Raw genomic sequence first — 19,614 nt, 5'->3', positions numbered from 1 at the left:
GGTCAGCCCACCCGCCGAGCGCCCGCCGCCGGCACCGCCTCGAACACGCGCGGTGCGGTGAGGCCGGCCGTGGCGAAGGCCTCCTCGACCGCCTTGGTGATGGTGTCGACGTCGGCCACCTCGGCCAGCACGATCGCTGAGCCGCCGAAGCCGCCGCCGGTCATGCGGGCGCCGAGGGCGCCGCTGGCCAGGGCGGTGTCGACGACCAGATCCAGTTCGCGGCAGGAGATACGGAAGTCGTCGCGCAGGGAGGCGTGGCCCTCGGTCAGGACCGGGCCGATCGAGCGGGTCTCACCGGACTCCAGCAGGGCGACGACGCGTTCGACGCGCTGGTCCTCGGTGACGACATGGCGCACCAGGCGGCGTACCTCCTCGTCGTCGCCGAGGCGGTCCAGGGCCGCGTCCAGGTCGTCGTAGGCGATGTCCCGGAGCGCGTCCACGCCCAGCAGCGCCGCGCCCTTCTCGCAGCCGGCCCTGCGCTTGCCGTACTCGCCCTCGCTGTGGGAGTGCTTGACCTGGGTGTCGACGACCAGCAGGCGCATGCCCTCCGCGGCCAGGTCGAAGGGGATCTGCTTCTGGGAGAGGTCCCGGGTGTCCAGGAACAGGGCGTGACCGGCCTCGCAGCAGGCGGACGCCGTCTGGTCCATGATGCCGACCGGGGCGCCGACGTAGACGTTCTCGGCGCGCTGGCACAGGCGGGCCAGCTGCCAGCCCCTCAGACCGAGGCCGTACAACTCGTTGAGCGCCAGCGCCACCACGACCTCCAGGGCCGCCGACGACGACAGGCCCGCGCCCGCCGGGACCGTCGAGGCCAGGTGGATGTCGGCGCCGGTCACCGCGTGCCCGGCCTCGCGCAGCGCCCAGACGACGCCCGCCGGGTACGCCGTCCAGGCCTTGTCCGTCTCGGGCGTCAGGGCGTCGGCGCGCAGTTCCACCACGCCGCCCTCGACGTCGGCCGAGTGCAGGCGCAGTACGCCGTCCTCGCGCCGGGCGACGGCGGCGACCGCGGTGTGCGGCAGCGCGAACGGCATGACGAAGCCGTCGTTGTAGTCGGTGTGCTCGCCGATCAGGTTGACCCGGCCCGGCGCGGCCCACACCCCTTCCGGCTCGGTCCCGTACAGCTCCCTGAACCGCTCGGCGACCGCGGCTGCCGTGTCGACGCTCATCCCCTGACCCTGACCTTCCCTGCTGAACCGGCCGCTGGGGCCGATGAGTTGACCGGCCGAACAGCCGTGGAACCTACGGCCGTCCGTACCGGCCGTAGACCTTAACCCGCGCGTCGCTGCGCGAACCGCCACGCGTCCGCGACGATCCCCGCGAGGTCCGCGCGGGACGGGGTCCAGCCGAGCCGCTCGCGGGCGGTGTCGGCGGAGGCGACCAGGACCGCCGGGTCGCCGCCGCGGCGCGGGGCCACGACTTCGGGGATCGGGTGCCCGGTGACCTGCCGGACGGTCTCGATGACCTCGCGGACGGAGAAGCCGTTGCCGTTGCCGAGGTTGCAGACGAGGTGCTCGCCGGGCCGGGCGGCCTTCAGCGCCAGCAGGTGGGCCTCGGCCAGGTCGGCGACGTGGATGTAGTCGCGCACGCAGGTGCCGTCCGGCGTCGGGTAGTCGTCGCCGTACACGGAGATCGCGTCGCGCCTGCCCTGGGCGACCTGGAGGACGAGCGGGATGAGGTGCGACTCGGGGTCGTGGCGCTCGCCGCAGTCGCCGTAGGCGCCCGCCACGTTGAAGTACCTCAGCGACACGGCGCCGAGGCCGTGGGCCGCCGCCTCGCCGGTGATCATGTGGTCGACGGCGAGCTTGGAGGCGCCGTACGGGTTCGTCGGCCGCGTGGGCGCCGACTCGACGATCGGCACCTGCTCAGGCTCGCCGTAGGTGGCCGCCGTGGAGGAGAAGACGAGCGTGCGCACGCCCGCCTCACGCATGGCGCCGAGCAGGGCCATGGTGCCGCCGACGTTGTTGTCCCAGTACTTCTCCGGCTTCACGACCGACTCGCCGACCTGCGAGAACGCGGCGAAGTGCAGCACGGCGTCGAAGGAGGAGTCCAGCCACTTGGCGGCGTCGCGGATGTCGCCCTCGACGAAGGACGCCCCCGACGGCACACCCTCGCGGAAGCCGGTGGAGAGGTTGTCGAGGACGACGACCTCCTCGCCCGCCTCGATCAGGTGCTGCGCGACCACACTGCCGACATAGCCCGCACCACCGGTGACCAGATACTTCCCGCTCATGAACTCGCTACCTCTCGCAGTCGCTCGGCCGCGCGCTCCGGCGGCACGTCGTTGATGAACACGCTCATGCCGGATTCGGAACCCGCGAGAAACTTCAGCTTGCCGGAAGTGCGGCGGATGGTGAAAAGCTCAAGGTGGAGCGCGAAGTCCTCGCGCACGACGCCCTCGAAGTCCGCCAGCTGCCCGAACGGCGCCTGGTGCCAGGCGGCGATGTACGGCGTGGGCGGCTCACCTTCCCCGAAGATCCGGTCGAAGCGCCTCAAGAGTTCCAGATACACCTGGGGGAACTCTGTGCGCGCCTCCTCGTCGAGCGCGAGCAGATCGGGCACCCGGCGCTTGGGGTACAGGTGGACCTCGTACGGCCAGTGCGCGGCGTACGGCACGAAGGCCACCCAGTGTTCACCCTCCAGGACGACCCGCTCACCGGCGAGTTCCCGTTCCAGGACGGTGTCGAAGAGGTTCTCCCCGCCGGTCGCGTCCTTGTGGGCCGCGACGGAGCGCAGCATCAGGGCGGTGCGCGGGGTGGTGAACGGGTAGGCGTAGATCTGCCCGTGCGGATGCCCCAGGGTCACCCCGATCTCGGCGCCGCGGTTCTCGAAACAGAACACCTGCTCCACGGAGGGCAGTGATGACAGCTCGGAGGTCCGGTCGGTCCACGCGTCGAGGACGAGCCGCGCCTGCTCGTGGGTCAGGTCGGCGAAGGACGCGTTGTGGTCGGAGGTGAAGCAGACGACCTCGCAGCGCCCGGAGTCACCGGCGAGCGAGGGGAAGCGGTTCTCGAACACGACGACGTCGTACGAGGAGTCCGGGATCTCGCTCAGCCGGTCGCCCTCGGAGGGGCACAGCGGGCACTCGTCGGCCGGCGGGTGGTACGTCCGTCCCTGCCGGTGCGAGGCGATGGCGACCTCGTCGCCGAGCAGCACGTCGTGGCGGACCTCGGAGGTGGTGACGGTCCGCTCCAGCGGACGGCGGTCGACGGCGTCGCGCACCGTGTCGTCACGCAGGTCGTAGTAGACGAGCTCACGACCGTCGGCCAGCTGGGTCGAGGTCTTCTTCACGGCGGACTCCATTTCGAGCCACTCAGGTCTTCCGAGGCTCCATCAAACAGAACTAAACACAGAGAAACACAACTCACCAGGTCAGTCAACATCACAATCAAACAAAGAGCATCACCGGGCATGTTCAATTAACGAACACAGGGGCGTAGGTTCCGCTCTGTATCGGTTCGCGAAACGAAGCGAGTACACATGCAAACCCCCACAATTCCCCCCACGTCAGCCCCCACCTCATCCCTCACCTCATCCCTCACCCCATCCCCCGTCCCATCCCCTGCTCCCTCCCCCCTCCACCTCGCCGCCGAGCTGCGGCTCCCCACGAACTGGCTCGACTACACGCTGCTCGGCATCTACTTCGTCGTCGTGCTGGGCATCGGTTTCGCCGCCCGCCGCTCGGTGAAGACCAGCCTCGACTTCTTCCTCTCCGGCCGCTCGCTGCCCGCGTGGGTCACCGGTCTGGCCTTCATCTCGGCCAACCTGGCCGCCACCGAGATCCTCGGCATGGCCGCGAACAGCGCGCAGTACGGCGCCTACACCGTGCACTGGTACTGGATCGGCGCCATCCCGGCCATGGTCTTCCTGGGCCTGGTGATGATGCCCTTCTACTACGGCAGCAAGGTCCGCTCGGTCCCCGAGTTCCTGCTCCTGCGCTTCGACAGGCCGGCCCACCTGCTCAGTTCGATCCTGTTCGCGCTGGCCGCGATCCTGATCGCCGGGGTGAACCTCTACGCCCTGGCGATCGTGGTCGAGGCCCTGCTGGGCTGGCCGCAGTGGGTGGCCATCGTCGTCGCCGGCTTCTTCGTCCTCGCCTACATCACCCTCGGCGGCCTGTCATCGGCCATCTACAACGAGGTCCTGCAGTTCTTCGTGATCCTGGCCGCGCTGATCCCGATCACCGTGCTGGCGCTGAAGAAGGTGGGCGGCTGGGACGGCCTGACGGACACCCTGACCAAGTCCCACGGCGACGACTTCGTCACCGCGTGGGGCGGGACGGGCATCGGTGAGGCCAACCCGCTCGGCGCGAACTGGCTGACGATCGTCCTCGGCCTCGGCTTCGTCCTCTCCTTCGGCTACTGGACGACGAACTTCGCGGAGGTCCAACGAGCCCTCTCCGCCAAGAACCTCTCGGCGGCCCAGCGCACCCCGCTGATCGCGGCATTCCCGAAGATCTTCATCGTCTTCCTGGTGATGATCCCGGGACTGGCCGTCGCGGCCCTGGTGCCCGGCTTCGGCACCGAGGAGTCCGGCTACCAGTACAACGACGCCATCCCGTACCTCATGGAGGGCCTGCTCCCCAACGGCGTCCTGGGCATCGCGGTGACCGGCCTCCTCGCCGCCTTCATGGCGGGCATGGCGGCGAACGTGTCGTCCTTCAACACGGTGTTCACGACGGACATCTGGGCGAAGTACGTGGTGAAGGGCCGGCAGGACGAGTACTACGTGCGCTTCGGCCGGCTCATCACCGCGATCGGAGTCCTCGCCTCCATCGGCACGGCGTTCCTCGCGCGCTCCTTCTCCAACATCATGTCCTACCTCCAGACGCTGTTCTCCTTCTTCAACGTGCCGATGTTCGTCGTCTTCATCATCGGCATGTTCTGGAAGCGGGCCTCGATGAAATCGGGCTTCTGGGGACTGCTCGCGGGCACCACGGCGGCCATGGTCAACTACTTCGTCCTCTACAAGCGGGACATCATCGACATCCCCTCCGACCAGGGCGCCAACTTCGTCTCGGCGATCGCGGGATTCGCTGCGGGCGCCGTCGTCATGGTGGCGGTGTCGCTCTTCACCGCGCCCAAGCCGACGGAGGAGTTGCAGGGACTCGTCTACGGCACGACCTCACCCGGCATGGCCGAGCCGCCGTCGCCCGGGGACGAGGCCTGGTACCGCAAGCCGGCGCTGCTCGGCTGGGGCGCGATCATCCTGGCCGCGGCCTGCTACATCCCGTTCTCGTTCTGACCGAGGGAGGATCGACAGATGTCCGAGCACTACTCCGACAAGGACGTACAGCGGGAAGTCACCGACCTGCAGGGCAGGTCGGCCACCGCCGCGAGGCTGTTCGACATCCGGCGGATCATCGGCGGCCTGTTCGTGGTCTACGGCGTCATCGTGACGATCGCCGGGATCACGGCGTCGGACGCCGACATCGACAAGGCGGAGGGCGTCAACATCAACCTGTGGACCGGGTTGGGAATGCTGCTCCTGGGCCTGTTCTTCCTGGCCTGGCTGAAGCTGCGTCCTGCCGCGCCGCCGACACCGGCACCGGAGGACGAAACGAGGGGGTGAGGGCGGCGCCCGGTTTCACGACCGGGCGCCGGCGTACGCGCTCTGCGGTGGTGTTCGGCCGGCAGGACACGATCCGGCGTGCGGCCCGTCAGGCTTCCGGCCCCGGGTCGCGGGCGGCCACCGGCCCCGCCCGATCCAGCAACCCCGTCCGCGCCGCCAGGGCCGCCGCTTCCAGGCGGGAGCCCACGCCCAGTTTCATCAGCACGCGTTGGACATGCGTACGTGCCGTCGAAGGGGCGATGCCCATGCCCGCCGCGATCAGGCGGGTGTCCTCGCCGTCCGCCACGCGGACCAGGACCTCGACCTCCCGGGGCGTGAGCATCGACAGCAACCGCTGGCCCTCGTCGTCGGGTTGGACCGCCGGGTTGAGCAGCTCGCTGAACGCCCCCTGCAGCAGTTGCGGCGCAACCGCCGCCTCCCCGGCCCGCGCCTTCATGATCGCCCGCTCGACGCCCTCGATGCGCTCGTCGTGCCGCACGTATCCGGAGGCCCCCGCCGCGAAGGCCGCCGCGATGCCGCGCGGGCTCGGGACCGGGCCCAGCACCAGCACCGCCACCTGCGGCCGTTCCCGCTTGATCTTCACCACCGGGTCGAAGATCCCCGGCTCGGCCGGAGTCGCCGTGCCCAGCAGGCACACCTCAGGAGCCCGCGTGATCACCAGCTCCGCCGCCCCCGCGGCCGGTGCCGCCGCGGCCAGCACCCGGTGCCCCCTCAACTTCAGTGCCGAGGCCAGCGCCTCGGCGAGCAATCGGTGGTCGTCGACCACCATGAGCCGCACTCCCATCGAGCAACCCCCCAGTCCCCCAAGTCCCCAGCCCCCTCCGCACGGGCGGAAAGAGCCCCCTCCCGACTCCCCCGGCCCTTCATGCCCCCGGAAGCTACACGCTTGTTCGACGTCGCGCTGCCCCTACCGGTGAGAAGTACCCCGGAGCGGCGGAATTTCTGCGTTTCCCCACATTCGAGGACGATGGGGCATCGATGTGCCGTGGCCTGAAATCCAATCCAGGATCCACCCCGAACCCCTACCAGCGACAGCCCGCACCCCGACCCGTCCCGCCGACCCAGAAGGCGGTGCAGGACTGGCACTCTATCCGGGCTGAGCGCTTCCCATCCCCCGGCAGCGACCATTGATCCTCACCACTCCGCAGGCCACTCCGACACGTTGCCCCCGGCCCCTCTGCTCATGGACAGGGCGCGGGTCAGGGGAGCCGCAGACGGCCTCGGAAGCCGGATGCTTCCGAGGCCGTCGTACGGCCGTCCCACATAGCGCAGGTCAGCCGAAGTCGTTCGCGCCGGGCGTGGGGCGAGTACCGATGGTCTCGTCATACGTCGGCATATTCGTGCCGTACGAAGCGCGCGGGTCCAGTGGTGCGTCGCCGGGCGTCCCAGCGATAGGTCCTGTGCCCGGATGACCGACGACACGACCTTCGCCTACGTTCGGCCTCAGCGCCGCGGGCATCTCGCCGGGCGTGGCCTGCGTCGCGGTGTCCGTGCCGGTCTTCTCGAAGTCCTGGGAGACCCGCTGGTCGTTCCACTCATGGCCACCCGCAGACGACCTGAGGTTGTCACCGCCGGCTTTAATGCGGGCGTGCAGACCGTTGAGCGCTGGATTCCAGCTACCGGCGATCTCCGTCAGGGCCGGCCCTATCGACCACCCCTTGAGTGAACCGCCCGCGGTGCCAGCCTCTTTGACGGCCTTGTCGGCCGGGCCCTTCATGGTGTGGGCGATGTCCTCGCATGCGCCGGCGGAAGCGCGTAACTCGGACGGGTCGACCTTGGTGTTCTGGGACATGTCGGGTTCCTCTCAGGCGGTCAGAACTGCTGCTGCTCGGCTCCTGGAGGGAGGAAGCAAGGGGTCGAGACGGAGAGCCGGAGAGTGCCGGGCGGGTTCACCGAGTCCGCGACGAGGAAGGTGCCCTCCTTGTCGTTCTTGCCGTACAGGATGGATTCGGGAACCTCGGGCCGCTCGGTGTGACTGGTGATGCGCACTCCATGCGCTTCGAGCGCCTTACGGACTTTGCGGACGGTGGCTATGTGCTGGTCCTCGGGGAGTTCGGCATAGACGGTATAGGTGAGGGTGTAGCGCCCGTCCTCGGGCACCTCATCGTTCCGGCCGACACAGGTCTCGAAGTCTTTCCTCGGACCGGGTTCATCAGCGATCTTCACCTCTGCGTAGTGCGCCATGGCTGCGGTGTACTCCTTGGCCCAGGCCAGGGAGTCCGCGCGGCTCTTGCGCGGGAGGGGCTTGTTGATGTCGTCCGGCTGCTGGGTCATGCAGGCTCCTGTGAGGAGGAGGGGCAAGAGGAGCAGAGCTGTCACGTAGGCACGTTTGCGGGGCATGGGGCCTCTGGAGTGTTCCCGGGCCGGGGGACACCATGATGCGGGCGGCTCCGGACACGGGTGAGCGGACTGGCGGGCGGGCGGCTAGTTGGGCGCGTGCGCTCCGGGCTGCCGACCGGCAATGATCCTTCCTTGGTTGGCCAGGCTCTCACTGCCGTCGTCCCAGTACCCGCTGTGGCCGCTGGTGTCGGTTTCGAACCGGGACCCGCCCCAGTCGGGATGAGTGGGGCCCCGGCCGAGGGCGGTGCCCTGGGCCCAGGCGACCGGGTCGTCCGAGGCCTGGCCGAAGTAGACGTGGCCTGGGGCGACGTTGAGCTGGTCCGCCCTGGCCACCGTCATCCCGGGGCTGCCGACCACTGCGATGTTGTCGGCGTCCAGACCGCCGCCGCCGGATGCCGCGGCTCCCACGGTGGTGCTCCCGTAACTGTGACCGAGCACGGTGAGGTTTGCCCGCTCACCTTCATGGGAGGCGCGCAGACCATGCGTGAAATCCCTCAGGTCCTGGGCTCCGGCTTCGGCCCGGTCGGTGTCCGCAACCTCAACGTTCGCGGCTTCGGTGACAGGGACCTCGGGGGCGTCGTAGCCGAGCCAGTACACCACGGAGGTGTCCGCTGTGTGATCGGCACTCTCGGCTGATCGCTGCAGTTTTTCGACTCGGTTCAGCTGGCCACTGGTGGAGTCCATCGTGGTGGCAGTACCCGGCACCTGGACCGCGACATTGTCGGCCGTGTCCGGGTTGCCCATGGCGATGATGGCCCGTCCGTCTCCCTTGGAGTCATAGCCGAGGAGATACAGTTCCTTCCCCTTGGGCGCGCCGTCCGCAGCTTCGAGCTGCTCGTTGAGCACCTGTAGGTTGCTCAGGCGTTTGTGGACCGTTTCGTCACTCTCACCTGGGAACCCTGCGTCCCAGTTGCCTTCCTGGACCAAATTGAGTTCTTGAGCGAGGGCCGTGCGATTGGCGTCGTCGCGTACGTTCGACGGCAGGCCGTCGGTCGCTCCGATCTGCTTCGGATAAAGCGTGGTGTAGGTCTGACGCTCCTCGGGGCTGAGAGCCTTCCACCACTCCGCAGCGGCTTTGGGGTCGTCCTTGGGGATCTGCGGGGGCTGCTCACCCAGCGCCTTCATCGCATTCTTGACGTCCTGGGCGGATTCCGCTGCCGCGTCGTGGCTGAGCGGGTCGGTGAGGATGTCGCCGTTCAGCTCGGCAAGGGCCTTCGCACCGTCGTTGCTGGCCTTGTGCGCGTCGGCCAGAGCATCATCGATGGCTGCACGGTGCTCCCCGAGGAGGACGCTGCGATCCGCGATGACTCTCTGTGCATCGGGATCTTGGCGCGGAAGATTCGTGGTCGTCGGGTCGCCGACCCACCCGTCGTCGTCGACCTTGAAGCGGTCGCCCTCCGCACGCCGCACCGCATTGCGCAGGGCCGTCTGGGCCTGCTCCATCCAGAACCTGGTGGATTCCAGGACGGAGGCGATGGCCATGGCCTCCGTCTCCACCACGCCGATCCGCGATTCGACGTCCTCCAGGTAGAAGAGGGCAGCGTTGGCGTCGTCCCCTTTCCAGGACTGGTGTAACGGTCCGGTCACCTGCCGACGGTGGCGGTCAGCAAGGGAGTCCATGGTCGTCGACAGTCCTCGCCACGCCTTGGCCGCGGCCTCCAGGTCGGAGAAGTCCTGTTTCATCAGCCGGGAGAAGTCAGAAGCCATGTCGGCTCCTGCTCGGACGACCCCAGGTATCTCCAGGACGCAGCAAGCCCACACCAGTAGACATAAAGCAACCCCCGTTGCTTCTCAGTCATCAGTTCGAGGCGTTCAGCCTAGCTGACGCCTCTTCACCCAGCGGGGCCGTACTCACTCTTGGAGTTCCTCACGGAATGCGGTTGGTTGTGACCTCCGGCTGAGTGGCTCGGTTGCTTGAATGTGAGGCGTGTGATGCCCAACCGTGGGTGGTGGACGACGAGTTGTGGGCGGCTTGCCCGCGAGTGCCCAGACGTGGGCTGACCAGGTCTCGCCAGGCCGGGCAACGTGCTCGTCGGCGGTGGCCGCCGCGTCGGTCAGCCGCCCGCGCCGAACGCGATCACGTGGTACTTCTTCTGGAACGTGCTGCCCAACTCGCTCGCATAACGCGCCGACATGTACAGGCGTCCCTGTGCGTAGAGGACTTCGGCGTTCTCCGGCAGCATCCGGGTCTCCACATCCCGCACGGTCCGCGCGGCCGGGTTCTCCAGCAGCTTCGTCTCCTTGAAGCTGCCGCCGTCGATGCTGACGACCTGCCCGCCCTTGTCGTACGGCGGACGCTTGTACGCGATCACGTTGCCGCCGTCCATCCGCAGCGGCGTGATCGTGTACCGGTCGCCCGCGTCGGCGCGCTGCCCGGTCTGCTTGCCGGTGGCAAGGTCGAAGACGACGATCTCGTTGGTCTGGCCGTACTCGCCGCCGCCCTGGTGCGGCTTGGTCTCCACGTACAGCCGGTCGTTGCCCACCACGAGCCCCGTGCATGCCTCGATGGTGGTGACGCCCGAGCACCGGGCCGCGTACTGGGCGGCCGGCAGGGAGATACGGATGCGCAGCTTGCCGGTCTTGTTGTCGATCGAGAAGACGTCCGAGATGCCGACGGACTCCGTCTCGCCGAGCTCCGCGGCCACGACGAGCGGTTCCGTGGAGAGCACGCTGGCGTACTCGACACCCTCGGCCATCTTGTACTCGGAGATCACCTTCCCGGACTTCGGGTCGATGGTCTGGACGTTGAGCTGCGGGTTCTGGTAGGAACCGCACTTGCGCAGCACGACCAGCTTCGGGCCGCCGGCGTAGCCGAGGTCGTAGCAGCTGTCGTTGGCCTTCGGGACCCACAGCTGCTTGCCGGTCTTCAGGTCGAACGCGACGCCGCCCCTGGTGCCGCCCGCGGCGACCGTGCCGCCGCTGACGGTGACGTTGTCGAAGTAGATCTCCCGGCCGTCGACCTCGGCGGTCTTCGTCCACAGCTTCTCACCGGCGTCGAGGTCGATCGCCGCGATCTGGCTGCAGCCGTGCGACGGCCTCTTCTTGGTCGGCTTCGCCGGCTCGTAGACGATGGCCGTGAGGTTGTCCTCGGTCATGTGCTTGCCGGCCCGGCAGACGGGGCCGGGCAGCTTGATCGTCCACAGCTCCGTGCCCTTGTCGGGGTCGTAGCCGACGATCTTGGAGACGCCGCTCTTGACGTACGCCTTCTCCGTCACCCAGGAGCCGGCCACGGTGATGCTGGTGTCCTCCGGGACGTCGGGGGACGGGATCTGGAACATGACCCGGGAGTTGGGGTCGGAGGGCACCTTCTCCTTGCCGGGAGTCGTGGTGCCGCCGCCGGTGGCGTTGCCGTCGTCACCGCCGCCGGTTCCGCCGCTGGAGTTGGCGGTGTTCTGCTTTCCGCCGTCGTCACCGGAATTGACGTACCACACGCCGCCGACGACCAGGGCGATCGCCACGACGGAAGCCACGACGACGGCCACGGTCGTGTTGATCTTCCGGCCGCCGCCCGGCGCGCCGGGCTGGGGGTGCAGCGGCGTGTTCGGTTGCGGATAGCCGTATCCGGGCGGCTGGCCGTACGGGTTCGGCTGCCCGTACGCACCGGGCTGCTGACCGGGGTGGCCGTATCCGGGCGGAGGGTTCTGAGGGAATCCCTGCGGTGCCTGGGGGTAGCCGTAGCCGGCCGGCGGCGCGGGCGGCCCCTGGGGTGCCTGCGGGTAGCCGTAGCCCGGCGCCCCGCCCGCCGGCGGCGCCTGCGGAGGCTGCGCGGGCGGCTGGGGCTGCTGCGGCGGCTGGGGTGCGCCGAAGTCACCGCCCTGCTGGGGCGGTTGGTCCTGCGGCGGGCCGAACCCTCCCCCGGGCGGGGGCTGGTGCGGCGGTGGGGGCGGCGGCTGGGTCATGGCGTGGGCACCTCAGGGGAGTCGAACGGGGACGACGCGGCGGGGAGCGGGGACGCGGTGAGCGCCGAAGCGGAGGTTTGGCGCACGCCTCACTTGCCGAAGGCGAGCATCAGCTTCTCCTTCGCCTCGTCGTTCCCGCTCAGCCGGGCGCTCGCGAGGTAGAAGCGCCCGTCGACCCAGTCGTAGATCCGGGAGAAGAAGCCGTTCTCGATGCGCGCGGCGCCCGCCGGGTTCTGCAGCAGCTTCGTCGGCTCGTGGCTGCCGCCGGTGACCGGGATCGACACGACCTGACCGCCGGCGTCGTACGACGGCTTGACGTAGGCGATGAGCTTGCCGTCCTCGACCTTGATCGGCATCATCGGCTTGTCCGCCGGGGACTTGACGCGCCACTTCTCCTTGCCGTTCGACAGGCTGATCGCGACGATCTCGTTGGCGCTGGTGAGCGCCTCGGTGGGCAGGTAGAGCGTGTCGTCGTCCGCGGCCACACCGGAGCAGCCGCGCAGGTTGCGCTCAAGGATGGCCCAGCCGCACTCGACACCGAGCTTCAGGTCGACACCGACCTCGGAACGGAACGTGCCGCCCGAGCCGAGGGTCGAGATGTTCCAGGCCTTCTTGTCCTCGTTGGTGCCGTAGACGACCAGCGGGTCGACGGAGAAGACGCGGGCGATCTTCCAGCCCTTGTCGTACTTCTGGGTCCACTTGGCCTTGCCGGTCTTCGGGTCGAGCTCCTGGATCTCGTCGTGCTCGTTGCTCCCGGTGGCGTCGCAGGAGGACACGGCGATCAGCTTCTCGCCGCCCGAGAAGGCGTCCGGGAAGCACTTGTCGCCGTAGCGCTTCTTGTCCCACAGCTTGTCGCCGCTGTCGAGGTCGTACGCCACGCCCGACTGTGAGCGGCCCACCATGAGCGTCTTGCCGGTGATGGACAGGTCGATCTTGATGGTGTTGTCGAACAGCTCGCCGTTGGAGACCTCGCCCTTCCAGCCCTTGGCGCCGGTGGTGAGGTCGACCTGCTGGATCTGGTTGCACTTGGCGCGGTCGCTGCTGCCGCTCTCGTACGCCACGACGATCTTGTCGTCCGACGACTTCTCGGGGGTGACCGCGCAGATCTTCTCCGGGAAGGTGATCGGCTCCCAGGTCTCCTCGCCGTCGGCGATGTTGTAGGCGAAGAGCTGCTTGTACGCCGCCTTCACCGCGGACTTGTCGGTGATCCACAGGCCGGGGGCGTCGGCGCCGGCCCTGGGCGCGTCGGGCGCCTGCTTGTACCAGAGCACCTTGGCATCGCCGGGCTGACGACCGCCGTTGAGGTTCTCCGGGTCCGCGCCTCCCTCGCTGCCGCCGCCGGTCTCGGGGTCGGTCGGGGAGCCGGAGCCCTTCGGGTCGCCGCTGCCCTGCGCGATCGGCTTCTTGGGGTCGGCGTCGCCGCCGGTGACCGCGTAGACGGTGCCGCCGATGACGGCCAGTGCCACGACGGCCGCGAGGGCGACGAGGGCGGGCTTGCCCTTGAAGGGGTTGCGCGAGCCGCCGGGCGGGGTGCCGGGCACGCCCGGGTACTGCGGCTGGCCGGGGTAGCCGTAACCGGGGGCGGGCTGCTGGCCGTAGGGGCCGGGCTGCTGCGGATAACCGTACGGCTGCTGCTGCGGCTGGCCGTACGGGCCGGAGTTGTAGGGGGCCGCGGGCTGGCCCGGCTGCTGCGGGTAGCCGTACCCGGGCTGGGGGGCGGCCGGCGGCGGGCCCTGCGGGGGCGGCGGCGTCTGAGGAGGGCCCTGCGGCGGCGGGGGTGTCTGCGGGGCGTCCTGCGGCGGGGTCTGGGGTCCCTGAGCCGGGGGCTGCGGGGCGCCGAAGCCGCTCTGCCGCGGATCCTGCGGTGCGCCGAAGCCGCCCTGCGGCGGCTGGTTGGGCGGCTGGCTCATGAGCGGTTCCCCCTTGTGCCCGGTGTGGTGTCACATCCTGTGCCGTCACATTCGCGCCACACCAGCGGTTCTCGGACTGTTCAGACGGACCTTTCTATCACCCGCCACAGACAGCACACCGGGCCGTGTCCGCCCCTGTTCCCAAGGGAGGACCGGCCCGTGATGCCCTCGTTATGCGCCTTCACGCCCCCTTCACGCAACGCGCCACCCGCGCCCGCCAACGGCCCGGTGGCGGCGTACGCCGAGGGCCGTCGGGGTCAGGCGTCCTCGGCGAGTTCCAGCCAGCGCAGCTCCAGTTCGTCCCGCTGACCGGCCAAGTCGCGGAGTTCGGCGTCGAGTTCGGCCACCTTCGCGAAGTCGGTGGCGTGCTCGGCGATCTGCGCGTGGAGTTTGGTCTCGCGCTCGGAGATCTTGTCGAGCTGCCGCTCGATCTTCTGGAGTTCCTTCTTGGCGGCCCGCAGGTCGGCCGCGCTCCTCTCGGGGGCGGCCTTCTCGACGGCCGAGGCGGTGGCCGCGGCGGTGACCTGCGCCTCCATGCGGTGGCGCCGCTCCAGGTACTCGTCGATACCGCGGGGCAGCATCCGCAGGGTGGCGTCGCCGAGCAGGGCGAACACGCGGTCCGTCGTGCGCTCGACGAAGAACCGGTCGTGGGAGATGACGATCATGGAGCCCGGCCAGCCGTCGAGGACGTCCTCCAGCTGGGTCAGGGTCTCGATGTCGAGGTCGTTGGTGGGCTCGTCGAGGAAGAGGACGTTGGGCTCGTCCATGAGCAGGCGCAGCAGCTGGAGTCGGCGCCGCTCACCACCGGAGAGGTCCCCGACCGGCGTCCACTGCTTCTCCTTGCCGAAGCCGAACGTCTCGCACAGCTGCCCGGCGGTCATCTCGCGCCCCTTGCCGAGGTCGACGCGCTCACGCACGCGCTGGACGGCCTCCAGGACACGCCAGTTCGGGTCGAGCTCGTCGACCTCCTGGGACAGGTAGGCGAGTCTGACGGTCTTGCCCACGTTGATCCGTCCGCCGGCCGGCTGTGTCTCGCCGTCCGTCCGCGCCGCCTGGGCCATGGCCCTCAGCAGTGAGGTCTTGCCCGCGCCGTTGACACCCACGAGCCCGATGCGGTCGCCTGGCCCGAGCTGCCATGTCACATGCTTCAGCAGCATCTTGGGACCGGCCTGGACGGTCACGTCCTCCAGGTCGAAGACGGTCTTGCCGAGCCGGGACGAGGCGAACTTCATCAGCTCGCTGCTGTCCCGGGGCGGGGGGACGTCCTTGATGAGCTCGTTGGCCGCCTCGACCCGGAAGCGGGGCTTGGAGGTGCGCGCGGGCGCGCCGCGGCGCAGCCAGGCCAGCTCCTTGCGGACGAGGTTCTGCCGCTTGACCTCCTCGGTCGCGGCGATGCGCTCGCGCTCGGCGCGGGCGAAGACGTAGTCGGAGTAACCGCCCTCGTACTCGTAGACGTCACCGCGCTGGACGTCCCACATGCGGGTGCAGACCTGGTCGAGGAACCAGCGGTCGTGCGTGACGCACACGAGGGCCGAGCGGCGCTCGCGCAGGTGCTGGGCGAGCCAGGCGATGCCCTCGACGTCGAGGTGGTTGGTGGGCTCGTCGAGGACGATCAGGTCCTGCTCGTCGATGAGCAGCTTGGCGAGCGCGATCCTGCGTCGCTCGCCGCCGGAGAGCGGACCGATGACGGTGTCCAGGCCCTGCGGGAATCCGGGCAGGTCGAGTCCGCCGAACAGTCCGGTGAGCACGTCGCGGATCTTGGCGTTCCCGGCCCACTCGTGGTCGGCCAGGTCCCGGATGACCTCGTGGCGGACGGTCGCCTCGGGGTCGAGCGAGTCGTGCTGGGTGAGCACTCCGAGGCGCAGCCCGCCGGAGTGGGTGACCCGGCCGGTGTCGGCCTCCTCCAGCTTGGCCAGCATCCGGATCAGGGTCGTCTTGCCGTCGCCGTTGCGTCCGACCACGCCGATGCGGTCGCCCTCGGAGACGCCGAGTGACACGCCGTCGAGCAGGGCACGGGTGCCGTACACCTTGCTGACGTTCTCGACATTGACGAGGTTGACGGCCATTTCGCTCCTGCCCGGGGGCTGTGTCGACATGCGGCTCCGCCGCGCGGGTCAGCCTCCCAGGGTAGTCGGCCCGTACGACACCTCCGTCCCCGCGGCGGACGGCCCCTGCTCGGACGTAGGGATTCCCCTAATTGACGTGGATTCATCAACGGGGCGACGGTGTTCGTACGCACTCGCGTACCACCCCCCACGCCCGCCCCGGGGATTCCGATCCCCGGGGCGCAGCGCTGTGCACGGCGTAAGCGGCGGGCGGCGGCCGCCCGGACCTCGGCGAGGAGGTCGTACATCGCCCGGCCGGGGCACTCGGTCCGCAGCCAGTCGCGATGACCGCGGCAGGGCACGGTGGCACCCGGCGCGGGGCCGCACGTCACCTCGACAGCACGATGGCACCCGGCGCAGGCCCGCACGTCACCTCGACAGCACGGTGGCTCCCGGCGCAGGGCCGTCGGCCGTGCGCACGGTCCGGCAGGTGCCCGAGGCCCGCAGGGCTTCCGCGACCCTCGCCGCAGCCTCCGTGTCGCGGGCGAGGAACGCCGTCGTCGGGCCCGAGCCGGAGACGAGTGCCGCGAGGGCGCCGGCGTCCCGGCCGACGGCGAGGGTGTCGGCGAGCTCCGGGAAGAGGGAGAGGGCCGCGGGCTGGAGGTCGTTGGAGACCGTGGCGGCGAGCGCGTCGGGGTCACCTGTCGCGAGGGCGTCGAGGAGCGGCTCGCAGGCGACGGGCGCGGGGATGTCCATGCCCGCGCCGAGCCGGTCGAACTCCCGGAAGACGGCGGGCGTCGACAGCCCGCGCCCGGCCATCGCGAACACCCAGTGGAAAGTGCCGCCGACGTCGAGCGGGCGCAGTTTCTCGCCCCGGCCGGTGCCGAGGGCAGCGCCGCCGACCAGGCTGAACGGCACGTCGCTGCCCAACTCGGCGCAGATGTCGAGGAGTTCCTCGCGGGAGGTGCGGGTGCCCCATAGCGCGTCGCAGGCGAGCAGGGCGCCCGCGCCGTCCGCGCTGCCGCCCGCCATGCCTCCGGCGACCGGGATGTCCTTGGCGATGTGCAGGTGCACGTCGGGCGTACGCCCGTGGCGCGCGGCCAGCGCCTCGGCCGCGCGGGCGGCGAGGTTCGTACGGTCGAGGGGGACCTGGTCGGCGTCGGGGCCGTCGCAGGTGACGCGCAGGCCCTCCGGCGAGCAGGTCACGGTGACCTCGTCGTACAGGCCGACGGCGAGGAAGACGTTGGCCAGGTCGTGGAACCCGTCGGGGCGTGCGGCGCCGACCGCGAGCTGGACGTTGACCTTGGCGGGGACGCGGACCGTGACGCTCGCGCTCACTTACTCGGACTCCTCGGGCTGGGCGGCGGACCGCGTCGACGGGGCGGCGGACTCCTGCGGCCGGTCCGCGGCCTCCTTGTGCTCGGCGATGCGGACGAACTCCTCGACGGTGAGGGCCTCTCCGCGGGCCTGCGGCGAGACGCCGGCCGCGACGAGTGCGGCCTCGGCGGCCGCCGCGGATCCGGCCCATCCGGCGAGCGCGGCCCGCAGGGTCTTGCGGCGCTGGGCGAAGGCCGCGTCGACGACCGCGAAGACCTCGCGCTTCGAGGCGGTGGTCCTGATCGGCTCGGTACGCCGGGTCAGGGCGACCAGGCCGCTGTCGACGTTCGGCGCGGGCCAGAAGACGTTGCGGCCGATGGCACCGGCCCGCTTGACCTCGGCGTACCAGTTGGCCTTCACCGACGGCACGCCGTACACCTTGGAGCCGGGCGCCGCGGCGAGGCGGTCGGCGACCTCCGACTGCACCATGACGAGGGTGCGTTCGATGCTCGGGAAGGTGTCGAGCATGTGCAGGAGCACCGGCACGGCCACGTTGTAGGGGAGATTGGCGACCAGGGCGGTGGGCGGCGGGCCGGGCAGCTCGGCGACATGCATCGCGTCGGAGTGCACCAGCGCGAAACGCTCGGCGCGTTCGGGCATGCGGGCCGCGACGGTGGCGGGCAGCGCGGCGGCCAGGACGTCGTCGATCTCGACGGCGGTGACGCGGTCGGCCACCTCCAGCAGGGCCAGCGTGAGGGAGCCGAGCCCCGGGCCGACCTCGACGACCACGTCGTCGGGGCGGACCTGAGCGGTGCGGACGATACGGCGGACCGTGTTCGCGTCGATCACGAAGTTCTGGCCGCGCTGCTTGGTGGGGCGCACGCCGAGGGCTGCCGCCAGTTCACGGATGTCGGCGGGGCCCAGGAGGGCGTCGGGGGTGGGGCTGCTCACCCGACAAGGGTACGGGCGCCGCCGGGCGCGCTCCGACCCGCGTGGCCCGGGCGCCCGAGCGAGCCGGCTCCCCGGCCGGTGTCACCCGTGCAACCGGCCCCCGCAGTGCGGCCAGGGACTCGTCCCCTGCCGCACGAACAGCTTCTTCGCCCGCATCGTCTGCTCCGCCGCCGGGGCGTCCTGCGGCCGGCCCTTCCCGCCGAGGCTGCGCCAGGTCTGGGTGTCGAACTGGTACAGGCCCCCGTACGTCCCCGACGAGTCCACCGCGTCGGGACGGCCGCCGGACTCGCACGAGGCGAGGCTCTGCCAGTTCAGCCCGTCCGCGCCGCGCACGGTCGGCAGCGGCTTGGTTCCCACCTTCACCACCTGGGTCCGCGGTTCGCGCACCACCTCGGAGCGCAGGCGCCGGGGCCTTTGCGTGACGCCGTTGACCGTGCGCAGGGAGTAGGTGACCCGCCGCAGGCCCGGTTCCCCCGCCCGTTCGACGACCTCCGTGCCCCGGAAGACCGACGGGTCCTCGATCCGCTCCACGGCGAACGCGATCGCCTCGTCACGGATCTCCTTGCGGCCGGTGATCCGCAGCACCGTGACCGTCTGCCCGTCGCGCGGGAAGCCGTCCAGTGGCACGGACGTGGTGTCCTGGCCGCGCAGGGTGATGCCGGCCTGCTCCACGACCTCGCGCACGGTCGCCGCGTTCGTCCGGATCGTGCGGGCCCGGCCGTCCGCCATGACCGTCACCGCGCGCTCGGTGCGCACATCCAGCGCGAGCCCTTCCCGCCCGATGCGCCGGGAGCGTGACGTCGACAGGTACGCGCCCTCCGCACGCACCCCCAGCTGCCTGAGCGCCGCCTCCACCGTGCGCTCCGTCGTCCACACCTCGCGCCGCTGCCCGTCGAGGGTGAGCCGCACCGGCCGCCCGTAGCGCACCGCGACCTCGTCCCCGCTGGCGAGCCCCGCGTCGGGGGCGGGCGCGACCACGTCGTGCGCCCCCACCTCCACGCCCTCCTCGGCGAGCAGTTCCGTGACGTCGTCGGCGAAGGTGTGCAGTGTGCGCGGAGTGCCGTCCACGCTCAGCTCGATCGCCTTGTCCTTGGCGACGAAGGCGGTCGTCCCACCCGCGAGGAAGGCCACGACCAGCGCCTGCGGTACGAGCCGGCGCATGGACCCCTCACCGCGCTCGGCTGGTCGCGCCCTGCGCCGGTGTGCGGCCCGCCGACCACCCCGGGTTCGCCGGTCGGGCGCGGGCGCCGCCGCCTCGGAGTCCTCGTACGCGGGCCGGTAGGTGTCCTCGTACGCCTCGTACGCCTCGTCAGCGCCGTAGGCCTTGTACGCCTCGTATGCCTCGTATGCCTCGTAGATCCCGCGCGTCTCATAGGCGGGTGCGTACGTGTCCGTACGCGTCCCGTACGGGCCCTGCATCCCGTACGCCGGCGTCTGGACGCCGTACGGGTCGAAGCCGCCGTAAGCCGGGGGCTCGTGGCCGGGGCTCGGGCCATACGTCTCGAACTGCGCGTTGCTCACGACGACACGCTCCAGCGGAGGACTCCGGATCGGGCCCCCAGAACCTAGCGGAGGGCCCGTTAC

At 70.3% G+C, this 19,614-nt stretch carries 15 protein-coding genes; 2 read left to right on the top strand and 13 right to left on the bottom strand.

Annotated elements, in window-relative coordinates:
* Window positions 1-2: 2 nt before the first annotated feature.
* The 3 genes from galK to galT all read right to left on the bottom strand — a co-directional run bounded on the left by galK (window position 3) and on the right by galT (window position 3,288).
* Window positions 3-1,166 (bottom strand): galactokinase, encoded by a 1,164-nt coding sequence (galK, locus tag ACWCPI_RS26520; protein ID WP_451040493.1) that lies wholly within the window; start codon window positions 1,164-1,166, stop codon window positions 3-5.
* A gap of 101 nt (window positions 1,167-1,267) precedes the next feature.
* Window positions 1,268-2,230, bottom strand: a complete 963-nt coding sequence (gene galE, locus ACWCPI_RS26515; RefSeq protein WP_451040492.1) for a UDP-glucose 4-epimerase GalE — start codon at window positions 2,228-2,230, stop codon at window positions 1,268-1,270.
* Window positions 2,227-3,288: a galactose-1-phosphate uridylyltransferase gene (gene galT, locus ACWCPI_RS26510; RefSeq protein WP_451040491.1), complete on the bottom strand. Its 1,062-nt coding sequence runs from the start codon at window positions 3,286-3,288 to the stop codon at window positions 2,227-2,229. The genes galE and galT overlap by 4 nt, the downstream gene beginning before the upstream one ends.
* A 189-nt stretch (window positions 3,289-3,477) precedes the next feature.
* Between galT and ACWCPI_RS26505 the strand changes: the two genes are divergently transcribed.
* Both ACWCPI_RS26505 and ACWCPI_RS26500 read left to right on the top strand, forming a co-directional pair.
* Complete coding sequence (locus ACWCPI_RS26505) at window positions 3,478-5,241, top strand: sodium:solute symporter family protein (RefSeq protein ID WP_451040490.1); 1,764 nt, start codon at window positions 3,478-3,480, stop codon at window positions 5,239-5,241.
* An 18-nt stretch (window positions 5,242-5,259) separates the two neighbouring features.
* Window positions 5,260-5,568 (top strand): hypothetical protein, encoded by a 309-nt coding sequence (locus ACWCPI_RS26500; RefSeq protein ID WP_451040489.1) that lies wholly within the window; start codon window positions 5,260-5,262, stop codon window positions 5,566-5,568.
* A gap of 88 nt (window positions 5,569-5,656) precedes the next feature.
* Here ACWCPI_RS26500 and ACWCPI_RS26495 read toward each other — a convergent pair whose 3' ends face one another.
* The 10 genes from ACWCPI_RS26495 to ACWCPI_RS26450 form a co-directional block, all read right to left on the bottom strand.
* A complete protein-coding gene (locus tag ACWCPI_RS26495; RefSeq protein WP_451040488.1) occupies window positions 5,657-6,352 on the bottom strand; it encodes a helix-turn-helix transcriptional regulator in 696 nt (231 codons plus the stop codon).
* 489 nt (window positions 6,353-6,841) lie between these two features.
* The gene (locus ACWCPI_RS26490; RefSeq protein WP_451040487.1) at window positions 6,842-7,360 is read right to left on the bottom strand and encodes a hypothetical protein; all 519 of its coding nucleotides are present in this window, start codon (window positions 7,358-7,360) and stop codon (window positions 6,842-6,844) included.
* Window positions 7,361-7,380: 20 nt separating this feature from the next.
* Window positions 7,381-7,842 carry a hypothetical protein gene (locus ACWCPI_RS26485; protein ID WP_451040486.1) on the bottom strand — a complete coding sequence of 154 codons (462 nt, stop codon included), beginning with the start codon at window positions 7,840-7,842 and terminating at the stop codon, window positions 7,381-7,383.
* A 150-nt stretch (window positions 7,843-7,992) separates the two neighbouring features.
* On the bottom strand, window positions 7,993-9,615 hold the full coding sequence (locus ACWCPI_RS26480; protein WP_451040485.1) for an alpha/beta hydrolase: 1,623 nt from the start codon (window positions 9,613-9,615) through the stop codon (window positions 7,993-7,995).
* Between the two features lie 347 nt (window positions 9,616-9,962).
* Window positions 9,963-11,807: an outer membrane protein assembly factor BamB family protein gene (locus ACWCPI_RS26475; RefSeq protein WP_451040484.1), complete on the bottom strand. Its 1,845-nt coding sequence runs from the start codon at window positions 11,805-11,807 to the stop codon at window positions 9,963-9,965.
* Window positions 11,808-11,896: 89 nt separating this feature from the next.
* Window positions 11,897-13,717 (bottom strand): outer membrane protein assembly factor BamB family protein, encoded by a 1,821-nt coding sequence (locus ACWCPI_RS26470; protein WP_451040483.1) that lies wholly within the window; start codon window positions 13,715-13,717, stop codon window positions 11,897-11,899.
* A gap of 257 nt (window positions 13,718-13,974) precedes the next feature.
* Window positions 13,975-15,783, bottom strand: coding sequence for an ABC-F family ATP-binding cassette domain-containing protein (locus ACWCPI_RS26465; RefSeq protein ID WP_451040482.1), 1,809 nt, complete (start codon window positions 15,781-15,783; stop codon window positions 13,975-13,977).
* Window positions 15,784-16,191: 408 nt separating this feature from the next.
* Window positions 16,192-17,100 carry a 4-(cytidine 5'-diphospho)-2-C-methyl-D-erythritol kinase gene (locus ACWCPI_RS26460; protein ID WP_451040481.1) on the bottom strand — a complete coding sequence of 303 codons (909 nt, stop codon included), beginning with the start codon at window positions 17,098-17,100 and terminating at the stop codon, window positions 16,192-16,194.
* Complete coding sequence (rsmA, locus tag ACWCPI_RS26455) at window positions 17,101-18,030, bottom strand: 16S rRNA (adenine(1518)-N(6)/adenine(1519)-N(6))-dimethyltransferase RsmA (RefSeq protein WP_451040480.1); 930 nt, start codon at window positions 18,028-18,030, stop codon at window positions 17,101-17,103.
* Between the two features lie 81 nt (window positions 18,031-18,111).
* The gene (locus ACWCPI_RS26450; RefSeq protein WP_451040479.1) at window positions 18,112-19,551 is read right to left on the bottom strand and encodes a ubiquitin-like domain-containing protein; all 1,440 of its coding nucleotides are present in this window, start codon (window positions 19,549-19,551) and stop codon (window positions 18,112-18,114) included.
* Window positions 19,552-19,614 lie beyond the last annotated feature (63 nt).

This window comes from Streptomyces sp. NPDC001920 (assembly GCF_053594495.1).
This window is presented reverse-complemented; position numbering and strand designations above follow the sequence as displayed.

What these genes read in the sequence shown, in the direction of transcription:
- ACWCPI_RS26495 (WP_451040488.1), bottom strand. Translation starts at nt 6,352, where the DNA reads ATGGGAGTGCGGCTCATGGTGGTCGACGACCACCGATTGCTCGCCGAG.
- galE (WP_451040492.1), bottom strand. Translation starts at nt 2,230, where the DNA reads ATGAGCGGGAAGTATCTGGTCACCGGTGGTGCGGGCTATGTCGGCAGT.
- ACWCPI_RS26470 (WP_451040483.1), bottom strand. Translation starts at nt 13,717, where the DNA reads ATGAGCCAGCCGCCCAACCAGCCGCCGCAGGGCGGCTTCGGCGCACCG.
- ACWCPI_RS26465 (WP_451040482.1), bottom strand. Translation starts at nt 15,783, where the DNA reads ATGGCCGTCAACCTCGTCAATGTCGAGAACGTCAGCAAGGTGTACGGC.
- ACWCPI_RS26505 (WP_451040490.1), top strand. Translation starts at nt 3,478, where the DNA reads ATGCAAACCCCCACAATTCCCCCCACGTCAGCCCCCACCTCATCCCTC.
- ACWCPI_RS26500 (WP_451040489.1), top strand. Translation starts at nt 5,260, where the DNA reads ATGTCCGAGCACTACTCCGACAAGGACGTACAGCGGGAAGTCACCGAC.
- ACWCPI_RS26475 (WP_451040484.1), bottom strand. Translation starts at nt 11,807, where the DNA reads ATGACCCAGCCGCCGCCCCCACCGCCGCACCAGCCCCCGCCCGGGGGA.
- ACWCPI_RS26490 (WP_451040487.1), bottom strand. Translation starts at nt 7,360, where the DNA reads ATGTCCCAGAACACCAAGGTCGACCCGTCCGAGTTACGCGCTTCCGCC.
- galK (WP_451040493.1), bottom strand. Translation starts at nt 1,166, where the DNA reads ATGAGCGTCGACACGGCAGCCGCGGTCGCCGAGCGGTTCAGGGAGCTG.
- ACWCPI_RS26480 (WP_451040485.1), bottom strand. Translation starts at nt 9,615, where the DNA reads ATGGCTTCTGACTTCTCCCGGCTGATGAAACAGGACTTCTCCGACCTG.
- ACWCPI_RS26485 (WP_451040486.1), bottom strand. Translation starts at nt 7,842, where the DNA reads ATGACCCAGCAGCCGGACGACATCAACAAGCCCCTCCCGCGCAAGAGC.